Source organism: Caproiciproducens lactatisolvens (genome assembly GCF_052443335.1).
Lineage (GTDB): Bacteria > Bacillota > Clostridia > Oscillospirales > Acutalibacteraceae > Caproiciproducens.
In genome coordinates this window covers 2,649,800-2,675,709 of the sequence record NZ_CP195750.1, presented here as the reverse complement: position 1 = coordinate 2,675,709, position 25,910 = coordinate 2,649,800, and the positions used below count along the sequence as shown (strand labels likewise).

30 protein-coding genes and 1 pseudogene are annotated in these 25,910 nt (G+C 50.8%); 21 read left to right on the top strand and 10 right to left on the bottom strand.

Annotated features, from left to right (window positions below; translation table 11 throughout):
- The first annotated feature begins 106 nt into the window (after positions 1-106).
- Positions 107-1,258, top strand: a complete 1,152-nt coding sequence (locus ACRQV7_RS13135; RefSeq protein WP_444658481.1) for an exonuclease SbcCD subunit D — start codon at positions 107-109, stop codon at positions 1,256-1,258.
- Complete coding sequence (locus ACRQV7_RS13130) at positions 1,255-4,452, top strand: SbcC/MukB-like Walker B domain-containing protein (protein ID WP_444658480.1); 3,198 nt, start codon at positions 1,255-1,257, stop codon at positions 4,450-4,452. Before ACRQV7_RS13135 ends, ACRQV7_RS13130 begins: the two co-directional genes overlap by 4 nt.
- Before the next feature lie 25 nt (positions 4,453-4,477).
- On the opposite strand, the pseudogene ACRQV7_RS13125 reads toward ACRQV7_RS13130, so the two are convergent.
- The 4 genes and pseudogenes from ACRQV7_RS13125 to ACRQV7_RS13110 form a co-directional block, all read right to left on the bottom strand.
- A pseudogene (locus ACRQV7_RS13125) lies at positions 4,478-5,155 on the bottom strand (DNA/RNA non-specific endonuclease); the annotation flags it as partial.
- Between the two features lie 8 nt (positions 5,156-5,163).
- A complete protein-coding gene (locus ACRQV7_RS13120; protein WP_444658479.1) occupies positions 5,164-5,577 on the bottom strand; it encodes a ribonuclease Z in 414 nt (137 codons plus the stop codon).
- 10 nt (positions 5,578-5,587) lie between these two features.
- A complete protein-coding gene (locus ACRQV7_RS13115) occupies positions 5,588-6,523 on the bottom strand; it encodes a 3'-5' exoribonuclease YhaM family protein (protein WP_444658478.1) in 936 nt (311 codons plus the stop codon).
- Positions 6,524-6,589: 66 nt separating this feature from the next.
- Positions 6,590-6,982: an HIRAN domain-containing protein gene (locus ACRQV7_RS13110; protein ID WP_275713601.1), complete on the bottom strand. Its 393-nt coding sequence runs from the start codon at positions 6,980-6,982 to the stop codon at positions 6,590-6,592.
- Positions 6,983-7,223: 241 nt separating this feature from the next.
- Here ACRQV7_RS13110 and ACRQV7_RS13105 point away from each other — a divergent pair, with 241 nt between their 5' ends.
- The 7 genes from ACRQV7_RS13105 to ACRQV7_RS13075 all read left to right on the top strand — a co-directional run bounded on the left by ACRQV7_RS13105 (position 7,224) and on the right by ACRQV7_RS13075 (position 11,510).
- Positions 7,224-7,598, top strand: coding sequence for a CFI-box-CTERM domain-containing protein (locus ACRQV7_RS13105; RefSeq protein WP_444658477.1), 375 nt, complete (start codon positions 7,224-7,226; stop codon positions 7,596-7,598).
- 21 nt (positions 7,599-7,619) lie between these two features.
- Entirely contained in the window at positions 7,620-8,639 is a 1,020-nt protein-coding gene (locus tag ACRQV7_RS13100) for a helix-turn-helix transcriptional regulator (protein ID WP_444658476.1), read from the top strand.
- Positions 8,636-8,827, top strand: a complete 192-nt coding sequence (locus ACRQV7_RS13095) for a hypothetical protein (RefSeq protein ID WP_040660330.1) — start codon at positions 8,636-8,638, stop codon at positions 8,825-8,827. Before ACRQV7_RS13100 ends, ACRQV7_RS13095 begins: the two co-directional genes overlap by 4 nt.
- A gap of 113 nt (positions 8,828-8,940) precedes the next feature.
- Positions 8,941-9,693: a hypothetical protein gene (locus ACRQV7_RS13090; RefSeq protein ID WP_444658475.1), complete on the top strand. Its 753-nt coding sequence runs from the start codon at positions 8,941-8,943 to the stop codon at positions 9,691-9,693.
- Positions 9,694-9,733: 40 nt separating this feature from the next.
- Positions 9,734-9,859 (top strand): hypothetical protein, encoded by a 126-nt coding sequence (locus tag ACRQV7_RS13085; RefSeq protein WP_275713605.1) that lies wholly within the window; start codon positions 9,734-9,736, stop codon positions 9,857-9,859.
- Positions 9,860-9,939: 80 nt separating this feature from the next.
- Positions 9,940-11,337: a DUF6884 domain-containing protein gene (locus tag ACRQV7_RS13080; protein WP_444658474.1), complete on the top strand. Its 1,398-nt coding sequence runs from the start codon at positions 9,940-9,942 to the stop codon at positions 11,335-11,337.
- A gap of 11 nt (positions 11,338-11,348) precedes the next feature.
- A complete protein-coding gene (locus ACRQV7_RS13075) occupies positions 11,349-11,510 on the top strand; it encodes a hypothetical protein (RefSeq protein WP_444658473.1) in 162 nt (53 codons plus the stop codon).
- Positions 11,511-11,640: 130 nt separating this feature from the next.
- On the opposite strand, the gene ACRQV7_RS13070 is transcribed toward ACRQV7_RS13075, so the two are convergent.
- The 6 genes from ACRQV7_RS13070 to ACRQV7_RS13045 form a co-directional block, all read right to left on the bottom strand.
- Positions 11,641-12,357 carry a hypothetical protein gene (locus ACRQV7_RS13070; RefSeq protein ID WP_444658472.1) on the bottom strand — a complete coding sequence of 239 codons (717 nt, stop codon included), beginning with the start codon at positions 12,355-12,357 and terminating at the stop codon, positions 11,641-11,643.
- Positions 12,358-12,385: 28 nt separating this feature from the next.
- Positions 12,386-13,420 carry a hypothetical protein gene (locus ACRQV7_RS13065; protein WP_444658471.1) on the bottom strand — a complete coding sequence of 345 codons (1,035 nt, stop codon included), beginning with the start codon at positions 13,418-13,420 and terminating at the stop codon, positions 12,386-12,388.
- A gap of 9 nt (positions 13,421-13,429) precedes the next feature.
- The gene (locus ACRQV7_RS13060; protein WP_444658470.1) at positions 13,430-14,026 is read right to left on the bottom strand and encodes a hypothetical protein; all 597 of its coding nucleotides are present in this window, start codon (positions 14,024-14,026) and stop codon (positions 13,430-13,432) included.
- Positions 14,027-14,067: 41 nt separating this feature from the next.
- The gene (locus ACRQV7_RS13055) at positions 14,068-14,352 is read right to left on the bottom strand and encodes a hypothetical protein (protein WP_444658469.1); all 285 of its coding nucleotides are present in this window, start codon (positions 14,350-14,352) and stop codon (positions 14,068-14,070) included.
- 20 nt (positions 14,353-14,372) lie between these two features.
- Positions 14,373-14,894 (bottom strand): ImmA/IrrE family metallo-endopeptidase, encoded by a 522-nt coding sequence (locus tag ACRQV7_RS13050; protein WP_243441778.1) that lies wholly within the window; start codon positions 14,892-14,894, stop codon positions 14,373-14,375.
- Positions 14,895-14,977: 83 nt separating this feature from the next.
- Positions 14,978-15,397, bottom strand: a complete 420-nt coding sequence (locus ACRQV7_RS13045; RefSeq protein ID WP_040660319.1) for a helix-turn-helix transcriptional regulator — start codon at positions 15,395-15,397, stop codon at positions 14,978-14,980.
- Positions 15,398-15,555: 158 nt separating this feature from the next.
- Between ACRQV7_RS13045 and ACRQV7_RS13040 the strand changes: the two genes are divergently transcribed.
- From ACRQV7_RS13040 to ACRQV7_RS12985, 12 genes are all read left to right on the top strand, one after another.
- Entirely contained in the window at positions 15,556-15,963 is a 408-nt protein-coding gene (locus tag ACRQV7_RS13040) for a DNA polymerase Y family protein (protein ID WP_444658468.1), read from the top strand.
- Between the two features lie 241 nt (positions 15,964-16,204).
- Entirely contained in the window at positions 16,205-16,567 is a 363-nt protein-coding gene (locus ACRQV7_RS13035) for a helix-turn-helix domain-containing protein (protein ID WP_275713612.1), read from the top strand.
- Between the two features lie 6 nt (positions 16,568-16,573).
- Complete coding sequence (locus ACRQV7_RS13030; protein WP_444658467.1) at positions 16,574-17,323, top strand: ImmA/IrrE family metallo-endopeptidase; 750 nt, start codon at positions 16,574-16,576, stop codon at positions 17,321-17,323.
- Positions 17,324-17,435: 112 nt separating this feature from the next.
- A complete protein-coding gene (locus tag ACRQV7_RS13025; protein ID WP_444658466.1) occupies positions 17,436-17,960 on the top strand; it encodes a hypothetical protein in 525 nt (174 codons plus the stop codon).
- Between the two features lie 313 nt (positions 17,961-18,273).
- Positions 18,274-18,747 (top strand): RNA polymerase sigma factor, encoded by a 474-nt coding sequence (locus ACRQV7_RS13020; protein ID WP_444658465.1) that lies wholly within the window; start codon positions 18,274-18,276, stop codon positions 18,745-18,747.
- 530 nt (positions 18,748-19,277) lie between these two features.
- A complete protein-coding gene (locus ACRQV7_RS13015) occupies positions 19,278-19,826 on the top strand; it encodes a hypothetical protein (protein WP_444658464.1) in 549 nt (182 codons plus the stop codon).
- 4 nt (positions 19,827-19,830) lie between these two features.
- A complete protein-coding gene (locus ACRQV7_RS13010; protein WP_162829295.1) occupies positions 19,831-19,989 on the top strand; it encodes a hypothetical protein in 159 nt (52 codons plus the stop codon).
- A gap of 196 nt (positions 19,990-20,185) precedes the next feature.
- Entirely contained in the window at positions 20,186-21,685 is a 1,500-nt protein-coding gene (locus ACRQV7_RS13005; RefSeq protein WP_444658463.1) for a recombinase family protein, read from the top strand.
- 17 nt (positions 21,686-21,702) lie between these two features.
- Positions 21,703-22,608 (top strand): recombinase family protein, encoded by a 906-nt coding sequence (locus ACRQV7_RS13000; RefSeq protein ID WP_195377195.1) that lies wholly within the window; start codon positions 21,703-21,705, stop codon positions 22,606-22,608.
- Positions 22,565-24,205: a recombinase family protein gene (locus tag ACRQV7_RS12995; protein WP_444658462.1), complete on the top strand. Its 1,641-nt coding sequence runs from the start codon at positions 22,565-22,567 to the stop codon at positions 24,203-24,205. The genes ACRQV7_RS13000 and ACRQV7_RS12995 overlap by 44 nt, the downstream gene beginning before the upstream one ends.
- Positions 24,206-24,305: 100 nt before the next feature.
- Entirely contained in the window at positions 24,306-24,602 is a 297-nt protein-coding gene (locus tag ACRQV7_RS12990) for a helix-turn-helix transcriptional regulator (RefSeq protein WP_275713621.1), read from the top strand.
- A 1-nt stretch (position 24,603) separates the two neighbouring features.
- On the top strand, positions 24,604-25,863 hold the full coding sequence (locus tag ACRQV7_RS12985) for a type II toxin-antitoxin system HipA family toxin (RefSeq protein WP_444658461.1): 1,260 nt from the start codon (positions 24,604-24,606) through the stop codon (positions 25,861-25,863).
- The last annotated feature ends 47 nt before the right edge of the window (positions 25,864-25,910 follow it).

Here is a 25,910-nt window from a genome sequence, read left to right as displayed (position 1 = left end):
TAATAATCAAGCATTCATACCGTAAAACTTTCCATTATGTTTATTTGGTAGTAGATTAAAGCTTTCCCCACAATAGAGCTGTCAACGGGAAAAAGGAGGGTGCTGGATGAAACTGTTTCATCTGTCGGATCTGCATATAGGTCTGAAGCTCTTTAACCGCGACTTATATGAGGATCAATCTTACATTTTGGGACAAGTCATTGAGATCGCGACACGGGAACAGCCCGATGCGATCATGATTGCCGGAGACATCTATGACAAGGCAATCCCTTCTGCCGAGGCGGTAGAGATTTTTGATCTGTTCATCTCACGCCTGACGCAGGCCGTCCCGAATGCCGAGATCATGCTCATTAGCGGCAACCACGACAGTGCGCCGCGGGTCAATGTGTTCCGTAACATCCTTCAGCGTCAGAAGATACATATGATTGGGATGCCGCCCCAGCTGCCGGAAGAAAAGATCGAGAAAGTGGTACTGCAGGACGAATATGGTGATGTAAATTTCTACCTGCTTCCCTTTGTCAAGCCGTCCATGATCAAAGCCATCGTCGGCAGCGATGAAAACGGAAATAACCTGTCCTATAATGATGCGATCCAAAAGCTGATCCAGCGCGAACAGATTGACTCCAATGCTCGGAATGTTCTGGTGAGCCATCAGTTTTATCTTCCAGCCTCAACGGACCCCAACAGCGTGGAACGCATGGATTCTGAGGTTCGCACCGTGGGCAATATCGACGCGGTGAAGGCAGATATTCTGGAACGATTCGACTATGCGGCGCTGGGACATATCCACAAGCCCATGAAAGTCGGCAGCGAGTTTTATCGCTACTGTGGTACACCGCTTGCCTGTTCGGTCAGCGAGGCGGGACAGCAAAAAGGCATCATTATGGTGAACTTGGAGGAAAAGGGCGAGGTAAAGACAGACATCCTTCCACTCGTTCCTCTCCGGCAGGTGCGTGTCATCACCGGTACCCTGCAAGAGGTGCTGGTGCAGGGCTGCAGTGATTATGTGACCGTGATCCTCACCGACAAGGTGGACTTTGATATCTTTGATATGCAGGACAAGATCCGCTATGCGTTTCCAAATCTTCTGGAAATCCGGCGGGAAAGCCTTCGGAAAGCAGACTATACTGTGGTATATTCCGCAGACGAGGATTTGGATGCGTTTGCGCTGTGTAATTCCTTCTTAAAAGATTTGAACGCCAACGAGCAGGCGCTTCTCCGGGATGTGATCAACACCGTGCAGGAGGTGCAGGCATGAGACCAATCACATTGACGATGCAGGCCTTTGGCTCCTATGGCAAAAAGACGAGCATCGACTTTACAAAGCCCAATCAAAACCTGTTTTTGATCACCGGCGACACCGGCGCAGGCAAAACCACCATTTTTGACGCCATCGTATTTGCACTCTATGGAGAGGCCAGCTCCAACAGCAACAAAAAGGACGGGGCCGAGCTGCAAAGTCAATTCGTGGATTACGGCACGGAGCCTTTCGTGGAACTGACTTTTTCCGAGCTGACCGGCGGTACTGCGCTGCTCTATACAGTTCGCCGTGTGCCACGGCACATCCGCACACTGAAAAAAGGAGACGGCCTCAAGGATGAAAAAGAAACCGTGTCCCTGACCATGCCCGACGGCATGGAGTATTCCCAGAATCAAAAGGAGACAGACGGCAAGCTGGAGGAAATCATAGGCCTGTCCAAAGAGCAGTTTATGCAGATCGCTATGATTGCACAGGGTGAGTTCATGGAATTGCTCCGTGCGGATTCCAATAAGAAAAAGGAGATCTTTCGGAAGCTCTTCAACACGGGACTGTTTCAGAATGTTGTGGACGAGCTCGGAAGACGTCGCAAGGATAAGATGGCCGAGATCGCGCAGATCCGCACTGTCTGCCAGACGGAAGTGGCACACATTGTTGTCCCGGAGGATTTTGAACACGCGGAGCAGCTATCGGAATTAAAGCGGCAGATCTGCACGTCCGAGCACCTGAATGTGGCGGAAATGGAGAGCCTGTTGTGCGACTTGCAGAGCCTTTGCGCGTTGCTGGAAAAGGGCAAAGGCGCTGCAAAGACAACGTTTGATGAGGCCGGCAAGGTTCGGGATACAAAGCGGGACGCATATAACAATGCCAAGACGCTACTGGGTTCCTTCGCGCAGATGGAGAAGGCGCAAAAGGAACTGGCGGAATGTGCCGCGGCTGAAAAGGAAATGGACGAGGCAACCCGGTTAATCGCCGCCATCAACGCCAGCTACGAGATCAAAGCCGAGTACCAGAGATTTACAGATGCGGATCAGGCCACCGCCAAAACAGCAAGAGAACTGTCCGAGCAACGAGAAACGCTGCCCCGTTTGGTGGAAGCGTATGCAAAGGCGGAAGCGGACGAAAAAGCGGCGAAGCTGGCGCAGGTTCAGGAGGCCGAAACATTTACAAAGATTTCCCAGCAGGTAAAGAGGGCTCTGGAGGTCTTTGCGAAGCTCCACGCCGCAGAGACCGATCTAAAGTCTAAGCAGACTGCTCTTTCGAAGGCAGAGGAAACCGCAAAGTCGGCGCAGGACACTCTGACCGCCTTTGAAACACAGGAGCAGCAGTGGCGCAGGCAGACGGAAGAGCTTGCCAACGCCGGGGAGTTGCTGGCTCTTTGGAATGTCAAAAACAGCGAAGCAGACAATATTGACGCAGAGATTGCCTCCGCAAAGGAACTGCAATTTGCGGTCAAAGCACAGATCAAAAAGGCAGAGCAGACGAAGAAAAAATATGAGCAGGCCCGTCAGAGCTTTGCGGAGAAGAACGCGGAATACGTGGAAAAGCAGATGGCTTTTCTGGATGCGCAGGCCGGATTCCTTGCAAAGGAAAAGCTGAAACCAGGTGAACCTTGCCCTGTCTGCGGCTCAAAAGAGCATCCGCAGCCCTGCCGCTTGTCGGAGGAGCATCGGGATCTGACCCGTGAGATCATCGACGCGCTGGCAAAAGAGGTGGAGGAACTCCAGCAGGAGCAGACCGAAGCATCCAACGCTTCCGGCTCTGCGGCGGATCTGCTGGCTGAAAAGCAGGGCACGCTCTCTGACGCGCTGGCAAAGCTCCGTGCTCGTATGGTAAAAAGCATTTCGGACGTACCGGAAGAACTGACCCCAGAACAAGCGGCAGCACTGCTTTCTAAATGGAAATCGGAACTTGAGGCGGAGGGCGCTGCCCTTCAAAAAAATGCGGAGATGCTAAGTAGCGTTCAGGAATCCCTGAAGGGAGCCAACGAAAAAAAGCAGACGCTGAAAGCGGCGGCTGACACGGCAACGGAGCAGTTGTCCACCGCAAAGATGACGTTTGCTGCCGCGCAGGAGACGCTTAATGGGCTTCAGGCGCAAAAGGTGTACCCTGCCGAGAAAGATGCAAATCTCGCCCTTGCGCAAGCTACCACGACAAAAGAAGCGGCGGACACCGCCTATGACGTCGCTCATGCTTCCGCGCAATCCGCGAAAACGGCGAAGGAGACCGCTGAAACTCTGATCAAGCGCTATGATAAGGAGCTTCCAGCTCAGAAGGAAGAACGCACTAAGCGCATGGAAGCCTATCAAAAAATTCTTGCGGAAAAGGCTCTGTCAGAAGCGGACTGGAAGGCCGTCACGGAGCAGCACGAAAAATCGGAGGCAGCCGCCCTGCAGGAAACAATCACGGCGCACGGAACGAAGAAAGCAACTGCAGAGGGCGCTTTCGCTGCGGCCAAGGCTGCCATTGGGGATGCGGCGAAGCCGGTGCTGGAGGATTTGGAAGCTGCTCAAAAAGCAGCCGAAGACGCATTGGAAGTGACTCGGGCTGCGTTGGAGCAGCTGAAAGAATCCTATCGGGTCAATCACGGCGCTTATCTGGCGCTTGCTCCAAAGATGGAGGAGCGAGGCCAAATCACGCAGGAATACACCCAAATTGACAGCCTCTATAACCGTCTGGCCGGAAAAGTGACCGGTGCCAGAATGGACCTTGAGACCTTTGTGCAGCGTTATCATTTGCAGAGAATCCTCTATGCGGCCAACGAGCGCTTTCAGGATATGTCAGCCGGGCAGTATGAGCTGCGCATGATCGGAGATGATCAGGCCGGAGAAGGCAAAAACAGAGGCCTCGACCTGATGGTGTATTCCACGGTCACCGGCAAAGAGCGAGAAGTCCGGACGCTCTCCGGTGGAGAATCCTTCATGGCGGCCCTCTCCCTTGCCCTTGGAATGGCGGATCAAATCCAGGTGAGCTCTGCCTCCATCAACCTCGATATGATGTTCATTGACGAGGGCTTCGGCGCGCTGGACGATCACTCCAGAGATCAGGCGGTCAAGGTGCTGCAACGGATGGCAGCCGGCTCAAAGTTGATTGGCATCATCTCTCATGTTTCGGAGTTGAAGCAGGAGATCGAGGATCAGTTGATCGTCAGCAAGGATGAGGACGGCAGCCGTGTAAAATGGGTGATCAGCTGACAATTTGTCAGCGGTTATTTCAATTTGATTCTCCAGCGGTGCTGCTTTCGGCCAGCGTGCTTTCTCCGGTGGCATAGTCGATGTTAACGCCTGGCTGGACGTTGTAGCAGAAGATGCAAAAGCATATGCCCTCGCCCTTATCCTCGACCGACTTCGCTTCCATCAATACGCCGGAAGCCACAAGGTTATCACCGTCGAATATAGGCGTTACCCGATAAAGTACATGGTTATCCGTTTCCTTTATGTAGTCCGCCACCATGTTCTCAAAAGGCAGCATGCCATCAACATTCAGATAGCGGGTACCGGTGATCAGGTTCTTTTCATTTGCGTTTTCCGCAGTGAGCTGATAGCCGATTAAATGGCATCTGTTATAGAGATATTTGCCGTCTACGCAGTCATACTTGACCGTGTGCCAGCCCGTGGGCTTTATTTGCCCGATTGAACCGCGTTCCTCCGTGGGCATCGTGTCCGTGGAAACGCAGGCATAAGCCACGCCACAGCGGCCAAGGCTGTCAAGATCACTGTAGGATTCAAAGGATGTCGTCGACACGTCCGAATCGGAAAAATACGGCTGATTATTATGGACGGTGACATACGGACTACCGGAATAATCTGGAATTGAGTCTAAGGAGCAGGAGCTTTCTGCGGAGCAGGCGGACAGAAGCAGCCCGATCGCCAGAAACAGCGGGAGCAACGCGCAAATGGACTTTTTCATCGTGTATAGATTTCCTCTGTAATTTTATCGTGAGAAGATCCGGCAAAGTCCTCCGTATGGACGAGTTTCCACCCGCCTTCGGCCAAATCAACAGAGAAAGTTTGATCCGCCGGATACCGCCGGTTCCAGCGGTATAGGATAACTTTTTCGATCCACCGCAGGTAAGGGGTGACGTCGCAATCCTCAACAAAGCAATATTCGCCGTCGCCGGCCTCAGACATGAAATTATCATCCACATTGATCTGCGGTGCATTGTTCTCCGAGAACTGCTTCGCGGAATAATGGTTCATCCAAAGCTTACTGTCCTTCGTATCCTCCAGGATATGCTCTCTCAGAACCCGATCCTGGCTCTGCCTGCGACGATTGAACATCATCCCCATGTTGTCGTCTACACATACAATTATTATCATTGATTTCCCTCTAATTATGGTGGTAGATCCTACGATCCAACGCAAAGATTCTCCTGCTGAATTCCCCGGCAGGAACTTCCTCCAGCGTTTCGCGGTAGATCTCCATGCGGCTGTCAATCATATCAATATACGATAACAGCTCCCCCTCGGCGCACATCGGCTGAACGGCGGCACCGAACTCTGGCTCCCCGTGATGCGACAAAATGAGGTGCTGGAGCAGCACCGATTTTTCCTCCGGCACATGTAGCTCAGCAGCGACATTGGCTACTTCGTAAGCACCCATTACGAGATGCCCCAGCAGTTGCCCTTTCATGGAATAATCCGTGACAAGCCCAAGCTGCGACGTTGTGAACTCCTCGCATTTCGCGAAATCGTGGAGCAGAGTTCCGGCGAGCAGCAGACTGCGGTCGATTACCGATTCGTATAGTCCGGCCAGAAAATCGGCAGTTTGAAGCATATACGTCGTGTGCATCAAAAGCCCGTTTAGAAAACTGTGGTGAATGCTTTTGGCCGCGGGGATGCTTTTGACTCTCTCACCGTATTTGTCAAGCATCTCCTTACAGACTGATCTGTAATCCCGATCCTCAATTGTATCGACGGTTTCCAGCAACTTTCGCCAGGTTGCCTCGACGTCGATCGGCGCCGTGGGTACCAGGTCACCAACGCTGTATTGGTCGTTAGTGTCGGCCAAGCACAAACGATCCACCGTTATCTGCAATGTGCCCTTAAACTCGGATACAGTCCCGCGGATTTTCACCACTGCCCCTGTATCCTTCGGCGTCACTGGACCGGTATAATCCCAAATCTGCGCATCGATCGTGCCCGTACAGTCGGACAAGACCATGCTCAGGAACGGTTTCCCACTCATTGTTGTTTTTGCAAACGCATCCTGCAGCAAAAAAAATCCTTCGAACTGATCACCGATGCTCATATCTTTGATGTACATGACTTTACCTCTATTTGTTTTTAATACGCAGATAATCATACCACACATTGGGTACTTCAGACTATCTTAGAATCCGATTTTGGCTTTCAGCATACCGATATTCCGTGGCTCTGCCTGCATTGTGTTCGGGTCGATATCCGGTGCGTCCTTTTTCTCAACTTCCTCTTTCGGCACAACAATTGCAATCACGCTGGAATGCGTGATGAACATCACCTGCGCATATGCGTAGTCTTCAAGTTTGTCATAGAGCCTGCCGGCGCTGCAGGTACCGGCGAAAACGGTTCCCACGCTGTTGGCCACATAGCCGATCGTATCGATGAACGGAAGCTCGACACGAATCGCTTCCGGGTCGTGTGGATTGTCAGGCTCCTTGACCAATTTAACAAGGCGATTAATCTTATACGGGTTCATGCCGAGATAGTGGTTCATGCCGGTGATCGTGACAAAGTAGTTTTCCATGACGCGGACTCCTTTCATAGATGCTTTTTATTACACCTACATCATGCGGCAAATACTGTCCAATAATCAGGACTGTTTAGGGGAACGGGGAAAAAGACACAGATTTTTACAATTTTGGTTGTCATACAAATTCAATTATGATATCCTGATGTTGTCCTGAGTATTGGACACCACTTTCATTATGCTTACAACATAACAACAACATAACCGAAAGCATTATGAATGAAGGAAGGCAATCCACATGTCGGATGATTATGGATATTTTGGAAAAGGCATCGATGGATATGTGCAATACATGCAGACTTTTAACGAGGTCAAAAAAGGCGGGGGCGGCGGCCCAAAAAAGAACGGCTGCTACATTGCAACCGCCGTCTATGGGTCTTATGACTGCCCGGAAGTATGGACGCTGCGCCGGTTCCGCGACTACAGGCTGAAGCGGACAGCGCCCGGACGCGCTTTCGTCCACTGCTACTATGCAGTCAGCCCTACCTTGGTCAAATGGTTCGGTGGCCTCAATTGGCTGAAACGGCTTATTCGCCGCCACCTTGACCACTTTGTAACCAGCCTGAAAACCGCAGGCGTGGAGGACACGCCCTACAACGACCCTGAAAATTAGCATTTATGGGAGGCGTTCCATATGGCTCGATCAGAGCGTCAAAAGTTAAAGCTGCTCTATCTGCGTGATTACCTGCTGCGGAATACGGACGAGCAGCATCCCGTAACGATGAAGCAAATTATTGCCTACCTTGACCAGAACGACATCACGGCAGAACGCAAAAGCATCTATACCGATATTGAACTGCTTCGGACATATGGTATGGACATTATCCAGGAGTCGGGCAATTATTGCGTCGGAAGCCGATATTTTGAGCTGCCGGAGCTGAAGCTCCTTGTTGACAGCGTTCAGTCCTCAAAATTTATTACATACAAGAAAACCGGCTCTCTGATTAAAAAGATCGAAGAAATGGCCAGCATCTATGAAGCCCAACTGCTCAACCGTCAGGTCTATGTTACAAATCGAATCAAGAGCATGAACGAGTCCATCTATTATAACGTGGATGAAATCCATAACGGGATAGCTCATAACAGAAAAATCCGATTTCACTATTTCGAATACGACATTGCTAAAAAACGCATATTCCGAAAAAGCGGGGATTTTTATGAAGTAAGCCCCTATGCGCTCTCCTGGGACGACGAGAACTATTACATGGTCGCCTTTGATTCAGATGCTGAAATCATTAAGCACTACCGCGTGGACAAGATGGCAGATATCTCGATAACGGACCAGGAACGCGACGGAAAAGAACATTTTGAATCTCTGGATATGGGTACCTATGCCAAGAAAGTATTCGGCATGTTCTCCGGCGAGGAGCGTTCCGTCAGGTTGAAGGTCGCAAACCATCTGGTGGGGGCAATTTTGGACAGATTCGGGAAAGACGTTTCCATTGTACCCGATGGGGATGATCATTTCACCGTATCGGTTGATGTTATTGTCAGCCCGCAGTTTTTCGGGTGGATCAGTGGATTTGGGCCAGATATAGTTATCACGGCGCCGGATGCCGTAGTTGAACAGATGCGGAAGCACATCAGTGCGATCAATGAGCAATATTTGAATACCCTGTGTGGCAGATGCAGCCTTGATAGGAGAGGAACATGAAAACGTGTAAAAAGTGCGGCAAGCCGCTGCCGGATAGTTATAGAAGCAAATTGTGTGAAAGCTGTATTGGCAAAAGAGCTCAAGTCCTAAAGAACTCGGGGAAGGCTGTGCTTAGCGTTGCCGTAATGGTGGGCGGCACCGTGGTGGCCATAGCTACAAAAGGCAAAATCAATCCCACCAAAAAGTAAATCAGGCTTCATTTACATCGGGCGCAAAAAGTAATTGTCCGAAAAAGAGTGATTTTGCATTTCATTACGAACTCTATGGGGAATGTAGACTTGTAATGAAAGAAGGAGCATCCATGAAGGAGTTATACAGACGACTATACAATGATTTTTACACATTCCCGGAGTTTGACAGCTGCGCTCACTTTGTATCCATGTGCGGTGAATTATATGACAAAGGAACACGGCGCTTCATGCTGATTGGTCGCTCGACAAACGGTTGGGGTACACTGAATACGGCATCAGAAACCGCGTTTGGAGGAGCGGCTCAGGCTGAGTTTGACGACCATAAGCGCTGGAATTGGGTCGAGTCGATAGGCGGAACACTGTACAGCACCCACGATCAGGACAAATCAGACTTGACAAAACGATATTGCATCGACAAAAAGCCGTACTGGGACTATGCAAAAGCAATCTGGTTGCAGTTACCGGGGAACGTACAGAGTAATGATATTTGGATGGAAAGCATAGCATGGTCAAATCTTTACAAGGTATCCCCTAAAAATAGTGGGAATCCGAGTCCAAAGATTCAACAAATTCAGCTTGCCACCTGCAAAGAGATTTTGAAGCACGAGTTGGAAATATACAGGCCTTCACACATTCTCATGATTACCGGCTTCGACTGGTTTTTTCCATTTGCTGACCTGTTTGAGAATGTGAAGGACTCAGGCAATCGCAATGTTCTCCGTGGAGTAAACAAAAATGCGGTTTATGTAGAAGGAACTGCCACATATGGGGATGCAAAAGTAGTTATAAACTGCCGCCCCGAATGGAGGGACAAAGCGGCGTTTGTTTCGGCTGCGCTTTTGGCGTTTGAAGTGGTTGTATGAAGACAGAGTGGCAGGAGCGGTTTAGGACTATGAGGATGCGATGAGCGATTACATCGATGTCTGGTTCCCCTATGAGGAGCCAAAGGTATTCGCCCGTGAACTGACAATGCGCGACTGGGAGCCAGGCGGTGTCGTTTATGAGGGACTGCATGGATCAGGTGAGTGAGATCCATCAGAAGTTTACCCGGCCTTACCACAGCTTATTTTTGACATATGTAAATCACTTGTGACTGGAGACCAAAGACAATGACAATTGCGCTGATATCCTGCAGCAAGGAAAAGAAGCCGTACCCATGCGAGGCGCGTGAGCTTTACTCCGCAAGCGCGCTCTTTTCCCTATCGTATCAATATGCCAGGGAGAACGCTGATAAGGTTTTCGTTCTTTCCGCAAAATATGGCCTCGTGTCGGAGAACGAGGTGATTGCGCCATACGATCAAACGCTGAATGATATGCCCCGCAAACAGCAGCTCGAATGGGCGCACGCGGTTCTGACGACGCTTGCACATGAGTGTAGCATGGAATATGACGACTTTATCCTTCTCGCTGGCAGTCATTATTGCCGGGATATCCAGAACCATCTGCCGCATTGCAGTCTACCGTTGGCAGGAATGCGTATGGGTGAGCGGATGGCCTTTTTGAAATCGCAGCTACATACTAAGGAATCCGCCCGGCAACCGGATTCCCAATGGGCGCAGACGAATTGGGTCACCAGCAGCAGTGAGGTTTCTCTATGCGTGCGTCTCCATGCGCTGTTTCAAAAGTTGCCGCGATATACATGGGAACAAATCCAGTTGCTCCCGTTTGACAATGGTATCTATATTGTCTACGAAGCGGGCGAACTCTACCACGGCATGGACAGAATCGTTCGCGTCGGTACGCATACTTCCCCAAACAGGCTCATACGGCGGCTGACAGACCACTTTGTGCGGGAAAACCACAATGGCAGCATTTTTCGCAAAAACATTGGAAAGGCCGTGCTGAACGCGCATCACGATCCATATCTGCCCGTATGGACTTTGGACACTTCGAAACCGGAAAACTACAAATATATTGATCCCATAAAGAACGCCGACACGGAGCAGCGCGTCAGCGATTATATGCGCGGCCATCTGACCTTTACGGCGTTCCCCGTTCCGGATAAAGGTCAGCGTCTGCGGTTAGAAGAAGCGATCATTTCAACCCTGAACCATACGAGCGATTTCGGGCCCGGAGAAAAATGGCCGGGGAAATACAGCCCCGAAACAGAGATCTGCACCAGCGGCCTATGGCTGAAGCAGGGACTGGATGCGGAAGGCCTGACGGAATCGGAATTCGCATTGCTTCAAAGACTCTGCGGGCTAACCGTGACAGCAGAGCCCGAACGATCACACACTCCAGTTCAGAAAGCTCAATCGTCGCTCGGAAAATATGAACCTCTCTACCGCTACCTCTGCACACAATCAAGCGACACCGTCACGCTTTCATTCTCGGAGCTGGAGAAAGTCCTTGGGTTTGCGCTTCCCAAAAGCGCTGGAACCTATACTATGTGGTGGAACCCCGGCGGTTCACATACGCAGTGTCAATCCTGGGTGCAAGCGGGATATAAAGCAGTAAATGTCCAACAGGGAATCCTAAACAAGCAAATGACCTTCATGAAGATTTGAGGAGATGCAACATGATAGACTGGAACGGAAACGGAAAAATCGACCCAGTCGATATTGGTATTTCGATTGCTGCCACGCAGAGCGAAACTGATGATAACGAGTGCGGCAACGCAGATGCTGCGGCGCCCCCCATCCCAAAACGAACTCATTTTCACAATTTAAGACGCTATTGAAATCCTTATTATTTCGCAGTACTCAGAAACACGGTTAGGCATTTAATGCCTTTCTCCCCATGATAGCAGATGACAGATACTGCAACCTAATTCAAGCGGCCAACCGATACTGCATCGGCTGGCCGTTCGGTTATTCTGTATCTCCTTCAAGTTTGTGCTTCAAGTCAAGGATTTTTTGGAGCATATTCCTGTAGTCATGCCGCATCTCATACAAGACCGCAGACGCGACGCTCTCCTTGCTTTCACTTGTTGCTGCCGACCATGTTTCCACAAACCATGTCATCAGCTCAACCCGCTCGGAATCATTAAGATTATCGACTTCATCATTGCTCTCAAAAAGGGATGGGTTCTCTTCCCTGTACTGCTCCAAAAGAGCGGTAAGGTCTGGCCAGTTGCGCAGAATTGACTCAAAGATCTCGTTCTTGTCGGCAATCTCTTCAAAATAAAGGATGAAAATGTGTATCCGGAGTCTCCTATCATCGTTCGTCTGAAAAGTAATAGAATGGGACTTGTCGGCGAATTCTTTCAGAAGGTTCAGATCGTCACGATCACAAAACTCGGCAAACGGCAGAAGCAGATCTATTGTGGCCTCCCATTTCTCGTAGTTTACAACTCCGCGGACTTTGCCGCCCCAGCGTTGCGCAAGCTCGTCTGACCGTTGAAGCAAATATTCATAGTTTTCTTTATCAGCGGGAACAACCACCTTGGGAATGGCCTGCATTGCATCAGCGTATGCCGCGATGAACCCTCCATCAGTGGCAATCTCAAATATCGCGGATGCGGTGTCATTTCCATCTTGCTGACGATGTTCTTCCTCATAATCACGCTCAAATACGATGTTTTCCATTATTCCCTCCGAACATCACTTGATACGCTTACGCCAGGAACAGGCTGCGGTTCTGCTCCAAGGTCTGCGATACGGCGCTCCAAACTCGCACATTATACCCGTCATCAGTAAAGACTTTCCCGTGGCTCTTGCCCTTGTCAGTTTTCATGGATGCGAAATTGCCACGGAAGTCCCGTACATATACGTCCGGGTGTTTGCTTTGATCATGACAGCGGGCCTCCAGCTCCGGCCGGGTGACCAGCCCCCGTTCATTCAGTAGCTGATAATAGGCCCGAATGATTTTGTAATTGTTTTGCTCCGGGCTAAGCGCCCACTTGGGTATGCGTTCGATTGCCTTTCCCTCATCGGTATACGAACCTGTGCGCGGTTTCGATTGAGCGATGACAATCTGCTCTATTGAAGCCGTTGCCGGCGCGGGCGCTGCTTTCCCGGCGAACATCTGGTACATCTGAACGCTGCGCAAAAACAGCTCTGATGTGTCCGCGATGCTCGTACCCTTTTTCAGTACGGGCTGCATGATCCCAGTCAGAAAAGTATCATTACAATATAGAGTCGCAGTAAACTCCAATCCGAGCTGCGAGAACAGGTCGGTCAGCTCCACAAACATGGGAGAAAGTTCTTTTTCGATTGCCGGGTTTATTTTTGGTGAGGCAAAAATGATTTCACCAATTGCAATGCTGAAGAAGCCATATAAGCACAGCGCGGTTCGCACGCATTTCTGGATTATCTTCGTCAGCGTCTTGCTCTTGTCCCCGTAGTTTAGCCCCGCCTCGTGATAGGCAATATCAACGGCGTAAATGCTCTGCGCGGACTGGGAGAACGAGATGCCGATGGCATCGATCTCCGCCTGCTTGATGAGCTGCTCCATAGAACAGCCCTTAAAAATGTCGTACTGATACTTGTCCTGATAGTACTGAGCAAATTTCTCATAAAGCGATTGCAGCTCGCCCCGGCTGTCCAACACCCAATAGGGTGACGCTTTCCAGTTGGTCTGCGCCAACTGGCATTGCTTTTCATGGCGCAGCCACGAGTATATCAGGGATTCTCCCATTTCAATCTTCATGTCCAGCCTCTATTCTTGGTTCATATTCCGACGCTTTGCTTCAGAGAGCCAGTTCTGGAACTCCCACCGCAGCGGAGGCGCTGTCACCGCCGCCCGTATCCTCTTCTGATACCGAATGTACTGCTCATAGCTCGTGAGCTTACTCCACGCGCTGCAGGGCGGCTTTATCCCCAGATCATTCTCCACAGCGCCAAAAACATAGGAATCCAGCGGCACATGGAGATAGTCGAACACAGGTGTTACATCAAGCTGACCATAGATGTATATGTATTTCATGGTCATGTTGACCCATTTCTGAGCATGGCCGAGATTAAACTCGAAGCCCGTCGATGCGTAATACCCAATCAGCTCGTCGCAGAGTGAACGGTGCCATGTGTCATATCCCGCCTGAGTATCGGGAGGTTTTGAAAGCATGGCTGTGATTTCCACATCTAAAACCCTGCCCACATGGTCGCGGTACTTTGTGCCGCTCTCACCATGAAAGCGAAGCGTTCGGCACAGGTCACGATATGCGCGGTCGCTTACGGCCGGAAAGGGCTTGTCGCCGCCGAAAAAGGCATATTGCAAAAAATCAAATCTATCTTTATCTATCAGAATTTCCGCCATCGCCGTCACCTCATACTGTCTGTTTTTCTACGATTTCCCTGTCATGCCGCCCTGCGCTCCACAAACCAGCGACCCAGATTGTTCCCGGTCATCAAGGCGTTCCGTTCGAAGAACAGATAGCTCTGATGGCCGTTTATGATGACCGTGTATCGGTCGCCCTGCCCCCCAGCTTTCAGCGCTGGCACCTGACGAATGTCCAGAACACGATCAATTGCATATACCGTCCCGTCCTCCCATGTCAGCGATATAGGGATCAATGTCCCGTCCGCATCAAAGACAGCGGATACCAGCACATAAACCTTGACGGTCATGTCATCACCTTGCATATCAGAGTGCCGTCATTCGCTCAGTTTTTCAGGAATGTGCTGTTCAGGCCCTGCGGCAGATTATAGCGATAGCCGCGCTGGATCATGGAGAACAGCTTAAACGACATCAGATCGGGGCTCACATAGAGCTCCTTGCACATACGAAAATAATCCATGTCCTCCTGCTCCGTCAGTTCCTCAATAGCCTCATCAGAAATGAGGAAATCAGCAGTAAACAGGTTTGCCTGATACTCCGTTCTGGAGGTCATGTCGTATATTACATTATCCCTCATCGGAGCAACCTTGATTTGAGCCTGATGGAGTATCACATGCGCGGCCTCGTGCATGGCAACGATCCGTTGCTCAATCTCAGGCAGAAAGGCGTTGAGAACAACAAATATCGTCCGCTTGGAAAAATAGCAATACCCTTTCAGTCCATGCGGTCCATACGCACGGGACTCACGGACCTCCACGCCAAGCGCGTCAAGCAGTTCATAAGGGTCATTGGTCTTATATTTTGCCATGACCCTGTGAACCTCTCGATGTATAAAATCTCCAGTCATTTCCTCACCTCCAGTTGGGTACAGATAATATCACGCATACAGCATACATCGTAAGTAGTCCCATAATACGGACTGTAAACGATTTATCGCGCGTCGTCTTTTCTGTATTTCTTGGGGGTGAATTTTTTTGCCGCAATGTCCTTGGATTCCAGATAAAGCTGCTGGATCTCAGTCATGAACGCGAGGCGATCCTCATCGCTGAGCTCACCGCCGGCAAAAACAGCGGCAGCCTGAGTCAGAACCGCTTTGGCGTCCCGTTCACCTTTTACGCCATAACGCTCCGCTGCATCGGATATGAACTCTTCCTCCTCAGAGGCTAAGTAGCTGGTAGGAACCTCAAACACCTTCGCAAGCGCATCATACAAATCGCGCTTTTGCGGATAGCGCCCGTCATTCTCCCAACCGGCGACGGTGCGCTTGGTAACGCCGACCAGCTTGCCCAGCTCCGCCTGCGTGATATCCTTTTTCGTGCGCAGCTCACGCACCTTATCTCCAAATTTCATGTTGCGCCTCCATGTGATGAAATCCGATTGCACTTTTTTCTGAAATGGTATTGACAAGAGAAATCAGATTTCGTATAATCATGACGTAGATGAAATCCGATTACATCAAAATACTATATGAAGTTGCACCTTTTGTCAAGAGTCTTAAGAGAAAAAACATGGAGAGAGTAATACTTCACATCGATCTGAACTGCTTTTACGCTTCGGCCGAGATGATGCTCAATCCTGCGCTGCGGGGGAAGGCCGTCGTCGTGTGCGGCTCCACCCAATCAAGGCACGGCATCGTCCTCGCCAAATCAGGGCTCGCCAAGAAACGCGGGGTCAAAACGGGGATGGTCAATTGGGAGGCGAGCCAGTGTTGCCCGGATATTATCATGGTGCCGCCACAATATGACGATTATCTCAAGTATTCCAAACTGACTCGGACAATTTATGAAAGGCATACCGATCAGGTCGAAGGGTACGGCATGGATGAGGGCTGGTGCGATGTGAGCGGCAGATCGCCAGAAAAGCAATATAGCTCTTTGAGGCAAACTACCGCTGGACAAGCAAAGTCCATGCCGTGATAGTCAGGGCGATTAACCTCATTCCTGTCGATACGCCGTATCAGACAAACATCTTCGAGGATACCGCCAAGCGTGAACGGCGGGAGCGTTTGGATACGGCGGTCGAGGAAATCCGCGGCAGGTTCGGCAAAAGGGCCATATATTCGGTTTGCCTTACGGGAAACTTGAAAATGTCGTCCGATGGTCGAGAAAAAGTGGTCATGCCCGGTATGATGTATCAATAACAGAAAGGAAACTCAACATGGACACGATAACGCTCGGCAGCTTTATAAAGGAGCGGCGTGAGCAGCTTGGAAAGACGTTGCGCGGATTTGCCGCGGAGCTGGACATTGCTGCGCCATATCTTCACGACATCGAAAAGGACAACCGCACACCATCGGAGAAGCTCCTCCCGGCCTTCATCAAAGGGCTCCGTCTCTCCCGAGAGGACGAGACTACGCTGTATGATCTGGTCGGTCGCAGGCGGCAGGGCCTGTACCCCGATCTAAGCGCGTATATCCAGAACTCTGAGCTTGCGAGGGTTGCTCTCAGAAAGGCCCGCGACTGCAATATCCCTGATACCATGTGGATCAGAATTATTGACTCCATTGACAACGGAGGATAGAGCATCATGAAAATTCTGTTAAGCCAGAAAAGCAATGGCATGTACCTCTTCCACAGCGGTGATTTTGATAAGATCGCCGAACTCGTCCTGCGGGAGCAGGCTCCGTATATGCTTGAAAAAGCTCAACCCTTGGAGATTGAGGCGCTTGCCGATGAATCATACAGCCTGACAATTATTGACCGTTGCCTGTCGGCACACGGCAGCGTACTTGGCATGATCAACTTTGATGACATCAATGTTGAAGTCATGAGTCTGGAAAAGAAGCTGATTCAAGAGCGCCTTATGGCCGGCACAATTGTCGTTGACGCCAGCCTTATGCCGGAGGAAAACCACCATCGCCGGCGCTTTACCATCGCGCATGAAGTTTCGCATTGGATCATCCATCGGCAGATGTATTACGCGGACGGGAAGAAGTTCAATCTCCGTCAATCCCGTCCGTACATTGCATGCAGGAAAGCCAATACGAACAGAGATAATCGGCGGGAGTTCTGGTCGGAGAGCGATTGGCTGGAATGGCAGGCGGACAGATTTGCTTCGTCCATGCTGATGCCCGCCTGCGTGTTCTATCCTGTGGCGCTGGCGGTTATGCATCGCCACCATGCCGGTTCATATATCATCGAAGGCTGCGGGTCAAAGGAAACGGCCGGTGTGATTACGGAACTGACTGAAATCTTCGATGTTTCACGGACAGCGGTTCGCATTCGGCTGAAGCAGGCCGACATGCTGCGTTCACTCGACGTCATCGTCTGCGATTGAATATGCGGGCGGGGCTCAGGCCCCGCCGCTTTTACCCCGTCGTGTTAGCAGGTGCGCTAACGTAGCTAACAGATAGGATTTTGCCGGTTTATGGCTCAAGGGGGGTTTACGAATGGCAAAAGATACCGCAGCATTACGCAAGCACAAAGCGAAAATTGCTTCGCTTGGCATGGATGGCGACACGGTGTTCCACAAATCGAAACTGCTGCTGAAGATTTATCGGGACGTCACCTGGGCACTTGACGATCACCTCGAAGAAATGCACGACTATGCGTATGAGGCCGGGAACCAGAATGCCGAAGTCGGCTTCCGATATCTCGCGGATTTTGCGCCCACCGTGGAGATCGACAAGTTTGCCGAGCGAGTCTGCTGCGTTTGTGAAACGCGGATGTACGTTGAACTCATCAACAAAGCGCTTGCCCGCGTGAAGGTATACCCCGTTTATGGGGATATGTACTATCAGATTCTGGACAAGCAATACATCAGCCGGTTCCCTCTTACGGAGCCGGAGATTTCCGAAATGCTGAATATTGAGCGAAGCGTGTTCTATGACAGAAAAAAGGAGGCTCTTTATTTGTTCGGGATATGCCTGTTCGGATATACACTGCCGGAGGTGCGCCGACTGTTTACCGACTGAAAACCGACGAAATACCCACCCTTTTCCTACTCCCAAGCGACTTTTGATATGCTACACTGTCCATGCTGGGGAATAATACCAAGACGCCGCAAGACCTGATCGGTCTTGCGGCGTTCCTCGTCTCTCCAGCCAATACGGGGGCATAAAGGCCAGGCGCGATTCAATTCGCGCCCGGCCTTTTTTGCTGCCCATTTTTGGAGAGTAAGCATGAACAAGGCATACAGGCACATCTGCCCCGGCTGCCGTTCTCCCCCATCGGTTTCTGGTTTTTCCCACGCGCCACAAAACCAGAAATCGATAAGGAGAATGAAAAATGGGCTTTAATCATGCCGCAGAGAGGAAAAAGTACGAGCAAAAGTGGGCACTCCTCCGCAAGAAGTACCGCAAAGCTGGAATGTCCAAAGAAGAAATCCAAGAAATGTATGAATTCGACTGGAATGCTTTTCTCAGTGAACGCAGGTACAGAGAGCACACTCAGCCGCTTCCCTCGGAATCGTTTAGCGATGATGATGAAGACAGCATGTCCGGTCTCTTTAAGAAGTTCGACTCGCTAAAGGTTACCTTCAGTGAAGATGACTTCACTGGGCGGTATAGCTGGGTTGAAACGATTGAGGATGAAGAACTGTGTGCCAGCCTCAAAGCACTATCAGCCAATGATTTGGAACTTATTACGCTCATGGTCATAGATGACTACAGTCAGTCAGATATAGCAAAGAAGGATGGTTGTGCGAGGAACACCGTAAACAAAAAACTCGCCAGAATAAAAAAACTTTTGCGTGAAGGGTGACAAACGTGCCTTCTCGTCGGCTACACAGTGAGGGAACAAACAATCCCTCTCCTGCACTTTGACAAATACCGCAGTCATGCGGTCATATCCGACGACCTGAACACATCAGTTGGCAAGCCCGAAAGGGGCGAGCGACATCGGAGGATGCGCCAAGACCACCTACGGCGGGAGTAATCCTGCCGGAAAAGACGGCCAAGAGGTGCGAGCGGTACCCATCCAACCGAAAGACAGCCGTGGCAAGCTGTTTCGCAATGACCTTGTCAACCTACAATGGTACTCCTGTCCAGCCACAGAATCACGCAATGGGGGCAGCCCGGAGAGATCCTCGGGGAGGTTAGAATCCTGTGAAGCGGCGCCAGCCGCTGTCCTCGTCGTCGCCCAAGACTCGGGAAATTGTGTCGAATAGAGTCAGACTGACAATAGCAACACCATGGCTTAATGTCAGAAGCCACGGAGATCGCCATCCCTTATGGCTGGGGGTCTCCGTTTTTGTGCCACTAAGCGATGAAACAAAAGAGGAGGAACGAAAAATGAAGAATCACATCGAGGCGAGCTCTGCCGCCCAAAAGCGCGCATGGATATACATAAGGAAAACCCACACACCTGATCCCTACTACAATTCGCTGGAGGAAACGCTCCGCTCCTTTGCGGCCACCCAGAATCTCGCAGTCGCCGGTGTCTCTATCGACTTTAACCGCCGGCATGGTGGATATGGCGTTTCGCAGATGTTGCAGGCAGCGAATGAGGGCGCGTTCGACATTTTGGTGGTCAATAGCCTTGGCCAGCTCAGCGACAGCCTTCTCTCTGCCTTTGACCTCATGGCCTGCCTGGACAAGAAAGGCATCAGAACCTGCGCTCCCGGTCGTGGCGTTTTCAATTTTAAGAAGTTGAAAAGCGACTACGACATGGACAGGTTCATGGATGAACTGGAAGAACACAGAAATGCGCGGGAGCGTGCAGAATGCTATACGGGAGACTGTGAGCCGGAGGACTACGACAGCGACTACAAATCCGACTGTGATCCTAACGACCGAGGAAAAAAGAAGCGTTCCGGATTAGGATGTTGTGGGAGGTGGTGAGGCTGTGATATCGCATCTGAACACCAAAAACGCCAACTATCTCTTCATTGTAAGCGTTCTGAAAGAGATGCTCGGCCTTGGTTCCATCACCCAGAAGGAATACCTGCGAGCCAAAAACTACTATCTCAAACTGACCGGAGCGGACATCGTTTTAGCTGATTAAATCTTTTCCTCATATTTGTATAGCTATTCGGAAAAGGTGTCGGTATAATGTGTGTTGCCGGTCGACCGGAGGTCTGTATCACATTATGATACAGACCAAAACATATACAAAAGTGCGAAAATATAATCACTTTTGAGAAAGGGAGTTGCCGCTGATGCCCGAAGCAAGGCTGATATCGCCAATCACACGACAGGCTATGGCTAAGTCCAGAGTCGCTGCTTATTGTCGAGTATCGTCCAATTCGGCAGATCAGCAGAGCTCCTATGCGAACCAGATTCGAGTGTACACCAGCATGATCCAGAAACGCAGGGATTGGGAACTGGTGGAAATATTTGCAGATGAAGGACTCTCGGGGATGAAAGCCGAGAACCGCACAGAGTTCCAACGGATGATCCGTATGTGTGAGCTTCACCAGATCGACCTCATTATCACAAAGTCCGTGTCACGGTTCGCCAGAAACGCGAAAGAGTCCCTCGTGTATGTCCGAAAGCTGAAGCTACTCGGCATCGGCGTTCAGTTCGAAAAGGAAGGAATCTTCACGCTGGCGCTTGGCGATGAGATGCTCCTAAACACCTTCTCCGCTATCGCGCAGGAAGAATCCAAGGCGATCTCCCAGAACCAGCGTCTCTCCATCGTAAAACGCATGGAGGACGGCGAGTATGTGGACAGCAACGCCCCATACGGATTCCGCCTCATGAACAAGGAACTGACAGTGTACGAACCGGAAGCTGAAATCGTCCGCTCGATCTTCAGAATGTATCTGAACGGATGCTCCACAACCGAAATTGCTCGGGAGCTGAATAACCGACGTATCCAGACTAAGACAGGTAAAGGAACATGGCGCTCCGCAAAGGTCGCTTACATTCTAAGAAACGAAAGATACATTGGCGACTGCTGCTACCAGAAAACCTACCGAGATACGACAGTCCCGTTTAAGCAATACGCCAACAGGGGTCAGGAGGATCAGTTCTATGCGAAAGGTACACACGCTCCGCTGATCGACCAGGACACCTTTGGTAAAGTTCAGGCGCTTCTGCAAAAGAGGCAGGAGAACTTCTCTAAAGTGGCAACACAAAACATATATCCTCTTACGAGCCGCATTCAGTGTTCTGAGTGCGGCTCGTATTTTCGTAGACGGCTCGTTTCTGGAACCGTCAAATGGGCTTGCTGCCGACATATAAATGACCGAAACGCCTGTAAATCAAGCTACTACAGCGAAGAACGCATCTATGACGGGTTCACCGCTATGGTGAACAAGCTCCGCTTCGGAGAGGAGGACATACTCGGGCAGGTAATATCCCGGCTTGAGTCGGCCGTCCTGCTATATAAGAAAAACAACACCGCCGCACGAGAGATGAGCCAGAGCATAGCCGAGCTGAACGCAAAGCTTCTCATGCTCGAACAACTCCGCGCCAAAGGTTACCTCGCTCCCGAAGTGCATCAAACCCAGTCCCGAGATATCAACAACCAGCTTGTCAAGTTGAAAAAAGAGCGCCAGACGGAGCTGGACTCCCATATCATCCAAATGCTTGACGATGTGAAGCACCTGAAAACCATACTGGAAGAGCTGGAAGATCCGCTCGAACGCTTTGACGAAAAGCTGTTTACTGAGGTCGTAAAGGCGATCTCAATCGACCATAACGATGAAATGACGCTTACAGTGATCGGCGGCCTCAGATTCGCAGAGTTGATCTGAAACAGGAGAATCTCGACATGAAAAAAATACGCTACATCCCATATGGCTATACGATCCGAAACGGCAGAACGGTCATCGAACATGGTGAAGCCGATGTTATTCGGGAAATATTCGATGCCTACATCAGCGGCGCATCGCTGAAAGCCATTGCCGAGGAATTGACAGGTCGAAAGATACCCTATAGCGAGCGCACAGACACATGGGATAAAGCGCGTATCGCCAGAATCATCGACAATGCCAAATACACCGGCGATGATGAATATGACCCCATTATTGATGAAGCACTCTACGAAACGGCGATCAGCCTGAAAACCGCCAGACAGCGCAATACATTTGAGAAAGATACCGCAGCAATCAACCTCCTGCGGGATTATATTCGCTGCCAACAGTGCGGCGCACCCATGAAACGGCGCGTCAGCACAAAGCACCGCATCAGGGAAAGTTGGATGTGTACGAATGATGAGTGTGGAATCAAGGTTCGCATCGGAGATACACAGCTTCTCGAGAAGGTCAATGTGCTGATGAATCGAATCATCAACAACACAAGGCTCCTGATTCCGCGGCGCAAAAAGCGGCCTGAGATGTCTCCGGCTGTCTTGAAGCTGAATAACGAAATCAGCCTCGAGCTTGAGAGAGACAATCCAAATGAAGAACTCATAATTGCCAAAACTGCGGAAATGGCGAGTCAGCTCTACCGAGAAAGCGAAACCAGAATTAACATCGCTGCCTCTATCGCCAGAAAACGCGCTGAGATGATGACGCCGCAGGAGGAGTTCAGCGAAAGCTACTTCACCGATCTCGTCAGCTACATATCCCTTGACGACGGAGGCAGGATCACCCTTCATACCAAGACGGACACGGAAATCGGAGATGATGACAATGCAAGTAACCAAGATACCGAAAAAGACAATCACGGTCATTGAGCCGAAGCGTTCCCTGATCGTAGATAAGGAAAAGTACCGACAGCAGCGCGTGGCGGCTTATTGCCGAGTCTCCACGGACAGCGAGGAACAACTCACTTCCTACACCACGCAAAAGAAGGTCTATACGGAGATGATCGCCGCAAGGACAGACTGGGAATTTGCGGGGCTTTATGCCGATGAGGGCATTTCTGGAACTCGTGCCGATAAACGGCCTGAGTTCAAAAAGATGATTAACGACTGCCTCTCCGGAAAAATCGACTACATTATCACCAAGTCCGTCTCTCGCTTCGCCAGAAACACGGTGGACTGTCTGGATCATGTACGAATCCTGAAATCCAGAGGCATCGGGGTGTTTTTTGAGGAGCAGAACATTGACACGCTCAAGATTGACAGCGAACTCTACCTCGTCATATACGCCGGTTTCGCTCAGTCCGAATCCGAAAGCATGAGCAAAAACATCACATGGAGCTATCGCAAAAAATTTGAGGATGGCAATTCAATCTTTATGTACAAGAAGCTCCTCGGATATCGGAAAGGCGAGGATGGAATGCCGGAGGTAGTTCCGGACGAAGCTGCAATCGTTATGCGAATCTTCAATATGTACCTTGCCGGCGAAACGCCTCCCCGCATCTCGGCTGTCCTAAAAGCTGAACACACCGAAATCCCCGGTAAGAATTTATCCTTCAGCAGCTCCATGATAGCCAATGTCCTTGCAAACGAAAAATACTGCGGCGACTCAATTCTCCAGAAGACCGTGACCGTCGACTGCATATCTAAGACAAGGCGCAAGAACACGGGCGAGGCTCCTATGTACTATGTACAGAACAGCCATCCGGCAATTATCAGCCGCGATACCTTTCACAAGGTTCAGGAAGAACTTATCAGGAGAAAAACAGTAGCGCCGAAGTCCACAAAATCCTCGATCACTTCGACAGGAAAATACTCTCGATTTGCCCTGACGGATGTGCTAATCTGTGGGGAGTGCGGCAGCCGCTATAAGAGAGTCACATGGACTGCCTATAAGCAAAAAAGGGTCGTCTGGCGGTGCATAAACCGTCTCGACTACGGAAAGAAGTACTGTAAGGAATCCGCCACCATCGATGAGAAAGCACTCCAAAACGCCATCATGCGAGCGCTCAACAGATTTAACGAGGAGGACAGACCCACCTACATGGCGCTTATGAAAGCAACCATCGGCGAGGCAATCGGCTTGAACGGATGCTCCGACGAAGTCGACCTGCTCCAGCGCAAAGTCGATGCGCTGAACCGAAAAATGCTTGAATTGATCAATGAAAGCGTTCAGACCGGAAACGACATCGAAAGCCGCGAGGATGAGTTCAAACAAATCTCAGATACGATTGCGCTCCTCAAGAACAGAATCAACGCCATACAGGAGCTTGCCAGCTCGGACAATTCTCCCAATGACCGCCTCGACCAGATTCAGCGAGTCATCTCCGAACGGGAGCAAAGCGGATTTCAATATGACGACTCCATTGTCCGCCAAATGATTGAATGCATCAAGGTCTACCCAAGCGGAAAGCTGGATATCATATTCGGGGGCGGCTATATCGTAGAAGAAAACATCACTGCCGAGTAATATAACAGCCTATACACTTGACAATATCGCTATATTTGTATATTATATTAGACATTACAAGAACGGCGGTGATTGAATGAGCAAGAAATCGGCGGTTATCATGCCCGGAACCCGAGAGATACTCGAGCGGATGGGTGAGCAGATCAGGCTGGCGCGGCTCCGGAGAAAGCTGACCTCCGAGCTCGTTGCGGAACGGGCAGGAATCAGCAGGCAGACGCTAAACTCAATAGAAAAGGGCTCTTCAACCGTTGCAATAGGCTCCTATGCTGCTGTCCTTCACGCGCTGAACAATCTGGACGCAGACCTGCTCCTGATCGCCAAAGACGACGAGTTTGGACGGAAGCTGCAAGACCTTGAACTGCCAACGAGGAAACGGGCGCCAAAGAAAGGTGATTAGTATGGCTCAGGTCGAAAAAACGATATATGTATATGAGAACTGGCGCGCCGCAGCCCCGTCGCTGGTAGGGATCTTGCGCGCCTCGTTTGTAAGAGGGGTTGAGAGCTTCTCGTTTGAATACACCCCGGAATGGCTGAGTTCCTTCGAGAGCGCATACCCTCTTGACCCGGATCTCTCGCTCTACAAGGGGCGGCAGTATGCTCCGTTGGACAAGAAGCTGTTTGGACTGTTCGCGGACTCTTGTCCTGATCGCTGGGGTCGGCTCCTCATGACGCGAAAAGAGGCCATCGAAGCGCGAAAAGAGGATCGCAAACCCCGCAAGCTGACGGATAGCGATTTCCTGCTCGGCGTATATGATGAATCCCGTATGGGCGCTCTTCGATTCAGCTTGGAGGAGGGCGGAGAATTTGTTTCAAACGAGAAAGTCTACGCCACGCCTCCGTGGATCAACTTGCGGACGCTGGAGAACGCCTCCATCGCATTTGAGAATGACGACAGCGGACTCGACGAGCGCTGGCTGAAAGAGCTCCTGGCTCCCGGCTCTTCTCTGGGAGGAGCCAGACCGAAAGCGACCGTCCAGGCAACCGATGGCTCACTCTGGATAGCCAAGTTTCCATCCAAGCACGATGAGAGCAACACCGGCGCATGGGAAAAAGTCGTCCATGAGCTGGCACGGCGCTGCACATTGGATGCGCCGGAGTCAAAGCTCGAAACCTTTTCAAAAAATGGCAGCACCTTTCTGGTAAAGCGCTTTGACCGCGATGGTAAACGGCGCATTCATTTCGCCTCCGCCATGACGCTGCTGGGCAAAACTGACGGCGCTTCCGGCGTGGACGGAACGAGCTATCTTGATATAGCCGCCTTTATCCGCGCAAACGGTGCGGAACCAAAGCGTGATCTCAAGGAGCTTTGGAAGCGAATCGTATTCAATATGGCGGTGTCCAACACGGATGACCATCTTCGCAACCACGGTTTCCTCCTGACGCCGTCCGGCTGGAAACTCTCTCCGCTCTTTGATGTGAACCCGATCCCATCCGGCGACCGACTCTCGCTCAATGTGACCGAGCTGGACAACAGCATCGATCTGGATCTGGCGATGGAGGTTTCCGAATATTTCGGTCTGACAAAGGCAGAAGCGGAGAAAGCCGCATCAGACATCGTCACAACGGTGCAGGAGAGCTGGGAAAGGGTCGCAGATAGATTTGGACTGAGCCGAGGCGCTGTTGAATATATGCGACCGGCATTCTCGCTAAAGCTTTGAACAATAAAGACTGCAAACTGGGTTTCCCACGGAGTTTGAGGGGGAAC

What these genes read in the sequence shown, in the direction of transcription:
- ACRQV7_RS13110 (WP_275713601.1), bottom strand. Translation starts at nt 6,982, where the DNA reads ATGGAAAACTACTTTGTCACGATCACCGGCATGAACCACTATCTCGGC.
- ACRQV7_RS13060 (WP_444658470.1), bottom strand. Translation starts at nt 14,026, where the DNA reads ATGGCGGAAATTCTGATAGATAAAGATAGATTTGATTTTTTGCAATAT.
- ACRQV7_RS12985 (WP_444658461.1), top strand. Translation starts at nt 24,604, where the DNA reads ATGGCTCAGGTCGAAAAAACGATATATGTATATGAGAACTGGCGCGCC.
- ACRQV7_RS13015 (WP_444658464.1), top strand. Translation starts at nt 19,278, where the DNA reads ATGAAGAATCACATCGAGGCGAGCTCTGCCGCCCAAAAGCGCGCATGG.
- ACRQV7_RS13090 (WP_444658475.1), top strand. Translation starts at nt 8,941, where the DNA reads ATGAAGGAGTTATACAGACGACTATACAATGATTTTTACACATTCCCG.
- ACRQV7_RS13055 (WP_444658469.1), bottom strand. Translation starts at nt 14,352, where the DNA reads ATGCAAGGTGATGACATGACCGTCAAGGTTTATGTGCTGGTATCCGCT.
- ACRQV7_RS13070 (WP_444658472.1), bottom strand. Translation starts at nt 12,357, where the DNA reads ATGGAAAACATCGTATTTGAGCGTGATTATGAGGAAGAACATCGTCAG.
- ACRQV7_RS13035 (WP_275713612.1), top strand. Translation starts at nt 16,205, where the DNA reads ATGGACACGATAACGCTCGGCAGCTTTATAAAGGAGCGGCGTGAGCAG.
- ACRQV7_RS13075 (WP_444658473.1), top strand. Translation starts at nt 11,349, where the DNA reads ATGATAGACTGGAACGGAAACGGAAAAATCGACCCAGTCGATATTGGT.
- ACRQV7_RS13080 (WP_444658474.1), top strand. Translation starts at nt 9,940, where the DNA reads ATGACAATTGCGCTGATATCCTGCAGCAAGGAAAAGAAGCCGTACCCA.
- ACRQV7_RS13025 (WP_444658466.1), top strand. Translation starts at nt 17,436, where the DNA reads ATGGCAAAAGATACCGCAGCATTACGCAAGCACAAAGCGAAAATTGCT.
- ACRQV7_RS13065 (WP_444658471.1), bottom strand. Translation starts at nt 13,420, where the DNA reads ATGAAGATTGAAATGGGAGAATCCCTGATATACTCGTGGCTGCGCCAT.
- ACRQV7_RS13095 (WP_040660330.1), top strand. Translation starts at nt 8,636, where the DNA reads ATGAAAACGTGTAAAAAGTGCGGCAAGCCGCTGCCGGATAGTTATAGA.
- ACRQV7_RS13100 (WP_444658476.1), top strand. Translation starts at nt 7,620, where the DNA reads ATGGCTCGATCAGAGCGTCAAAAGTTAAAGCTGCTCTATCTGCGTGAT.
- ACRQV7_RS13105 (WP_444658477.1), top strand. Translation starts at nt 7,224, where the DNA reads ATGTCGGATGATTATGGATATTTTGGAAAAGGCATCGATGGATATGTG.
- ACRQV7_RS13005 (WP_444658463.1), top strand. Translation starts at nt 20,186, where the DNA reads ATGGCTAAGTCCAGAGTCGCTGCTTATTGTCGAGTATCGTCCAATTCG.
- ACRQV7_RS13115 (WP_444658478.1), bottom strand. Translation starts at nt 6,523, where the DNA reads ATGTACATCAAAGATATGAGCATCGGTGATCAGTTCGAAGGATTTTTT.
- ACRQV7_RS13030 (WP_444658467.1), top strand. Translation starts at nt 16,574, where the DNA reads ATGAAAATTCTGTTAAGCCAGAAAAGCAATGGCATGTACCTCTTCCAC.
- ACRQV7_RS12990 (WP_275713621.1), top strand. Translation starts at nt 24,306, where the DNA reads ATGCCCGGAACCCGAGAGATACTCGAGCGGATGGGTGAGCAGATCAGG.
- ACRQV7_RS13130 (WP_444658480.1), top strand. Translation starts at nt 1,255, where the DNA reads ATGAGACCAATCACATTGACGATGCAGGCCTTTGGCTCCTATGGCAAA.
- ACRQV7_RS13085 (WP_275713605.1), top strand. Translation starts at nt 9,734, where the DNA reads ATGAGCGATTACATCGATGTCTGGTTCCCCTATGAGGAGCCAAAGGTA.
- ACRQV7_RS13135 (WP_444658481.1), top strand. Translation starts at nt 107, where the DNA reads ATGAAACTGTTTCATCTGTCGGATCTGCATATAGGTCTGAAGCTCTTT.
- ACRQV7_RS13050 (WP_243441778.1), bottom strand. Translation starts at nt 14,894, where the DNA reads ATGACTGGAGATTTTATACATCGAGAGGTTCACAGGGTCATGGCAAAA.
- ACRQV7_RS12995 (WP_444658462.1), top strand. Translation starts at nt 22,565, where the DNA reads ATGCAAGTAACCAAGATACCGAAAAAGACAATCACGGTCATTGAGCCG.
- ACRQV7_RS13000 (WP_195377195.1), top strand. Translation starts at nt 21,703, where the DNA reads ATGAAAAAAATACGCTACATCCCATATGGCTATACGATCCGAAACGGC.
- ACRQV7_RS13120 (WP_444658479.1), bottom strand. Translation starts at nt 5,577, where the DNA reads ATGATAATAATTGTATGTGTAGACGACAACATGGGGATGATGTTCAAT.
- ACRQV7_RS13020 (WP_444658465.1), top strand. Translation starts at nt 18,274, where the DNA reads ATGGGCTTTAATCATGCCGCAGAGAGGAAAAAGTACGAGCAAAAGTGG.
- ACRQV7_RS13045 (WP_040660319.1), bottom strand. Translation starts at nt 15,397, where the DNA reads ATGAAATTTGGAGATAAGGTGCGTGAGCTGCGCACGAAAAAGGATATC.
- ACRQV7_RS13040 (WP_444658468.1), top strand. Translation starts at nt 15,556, where the DNA reads ATGGAGAGAGTAATACTTCACATCGATCTGAACTGCTTTTACGCTTCG.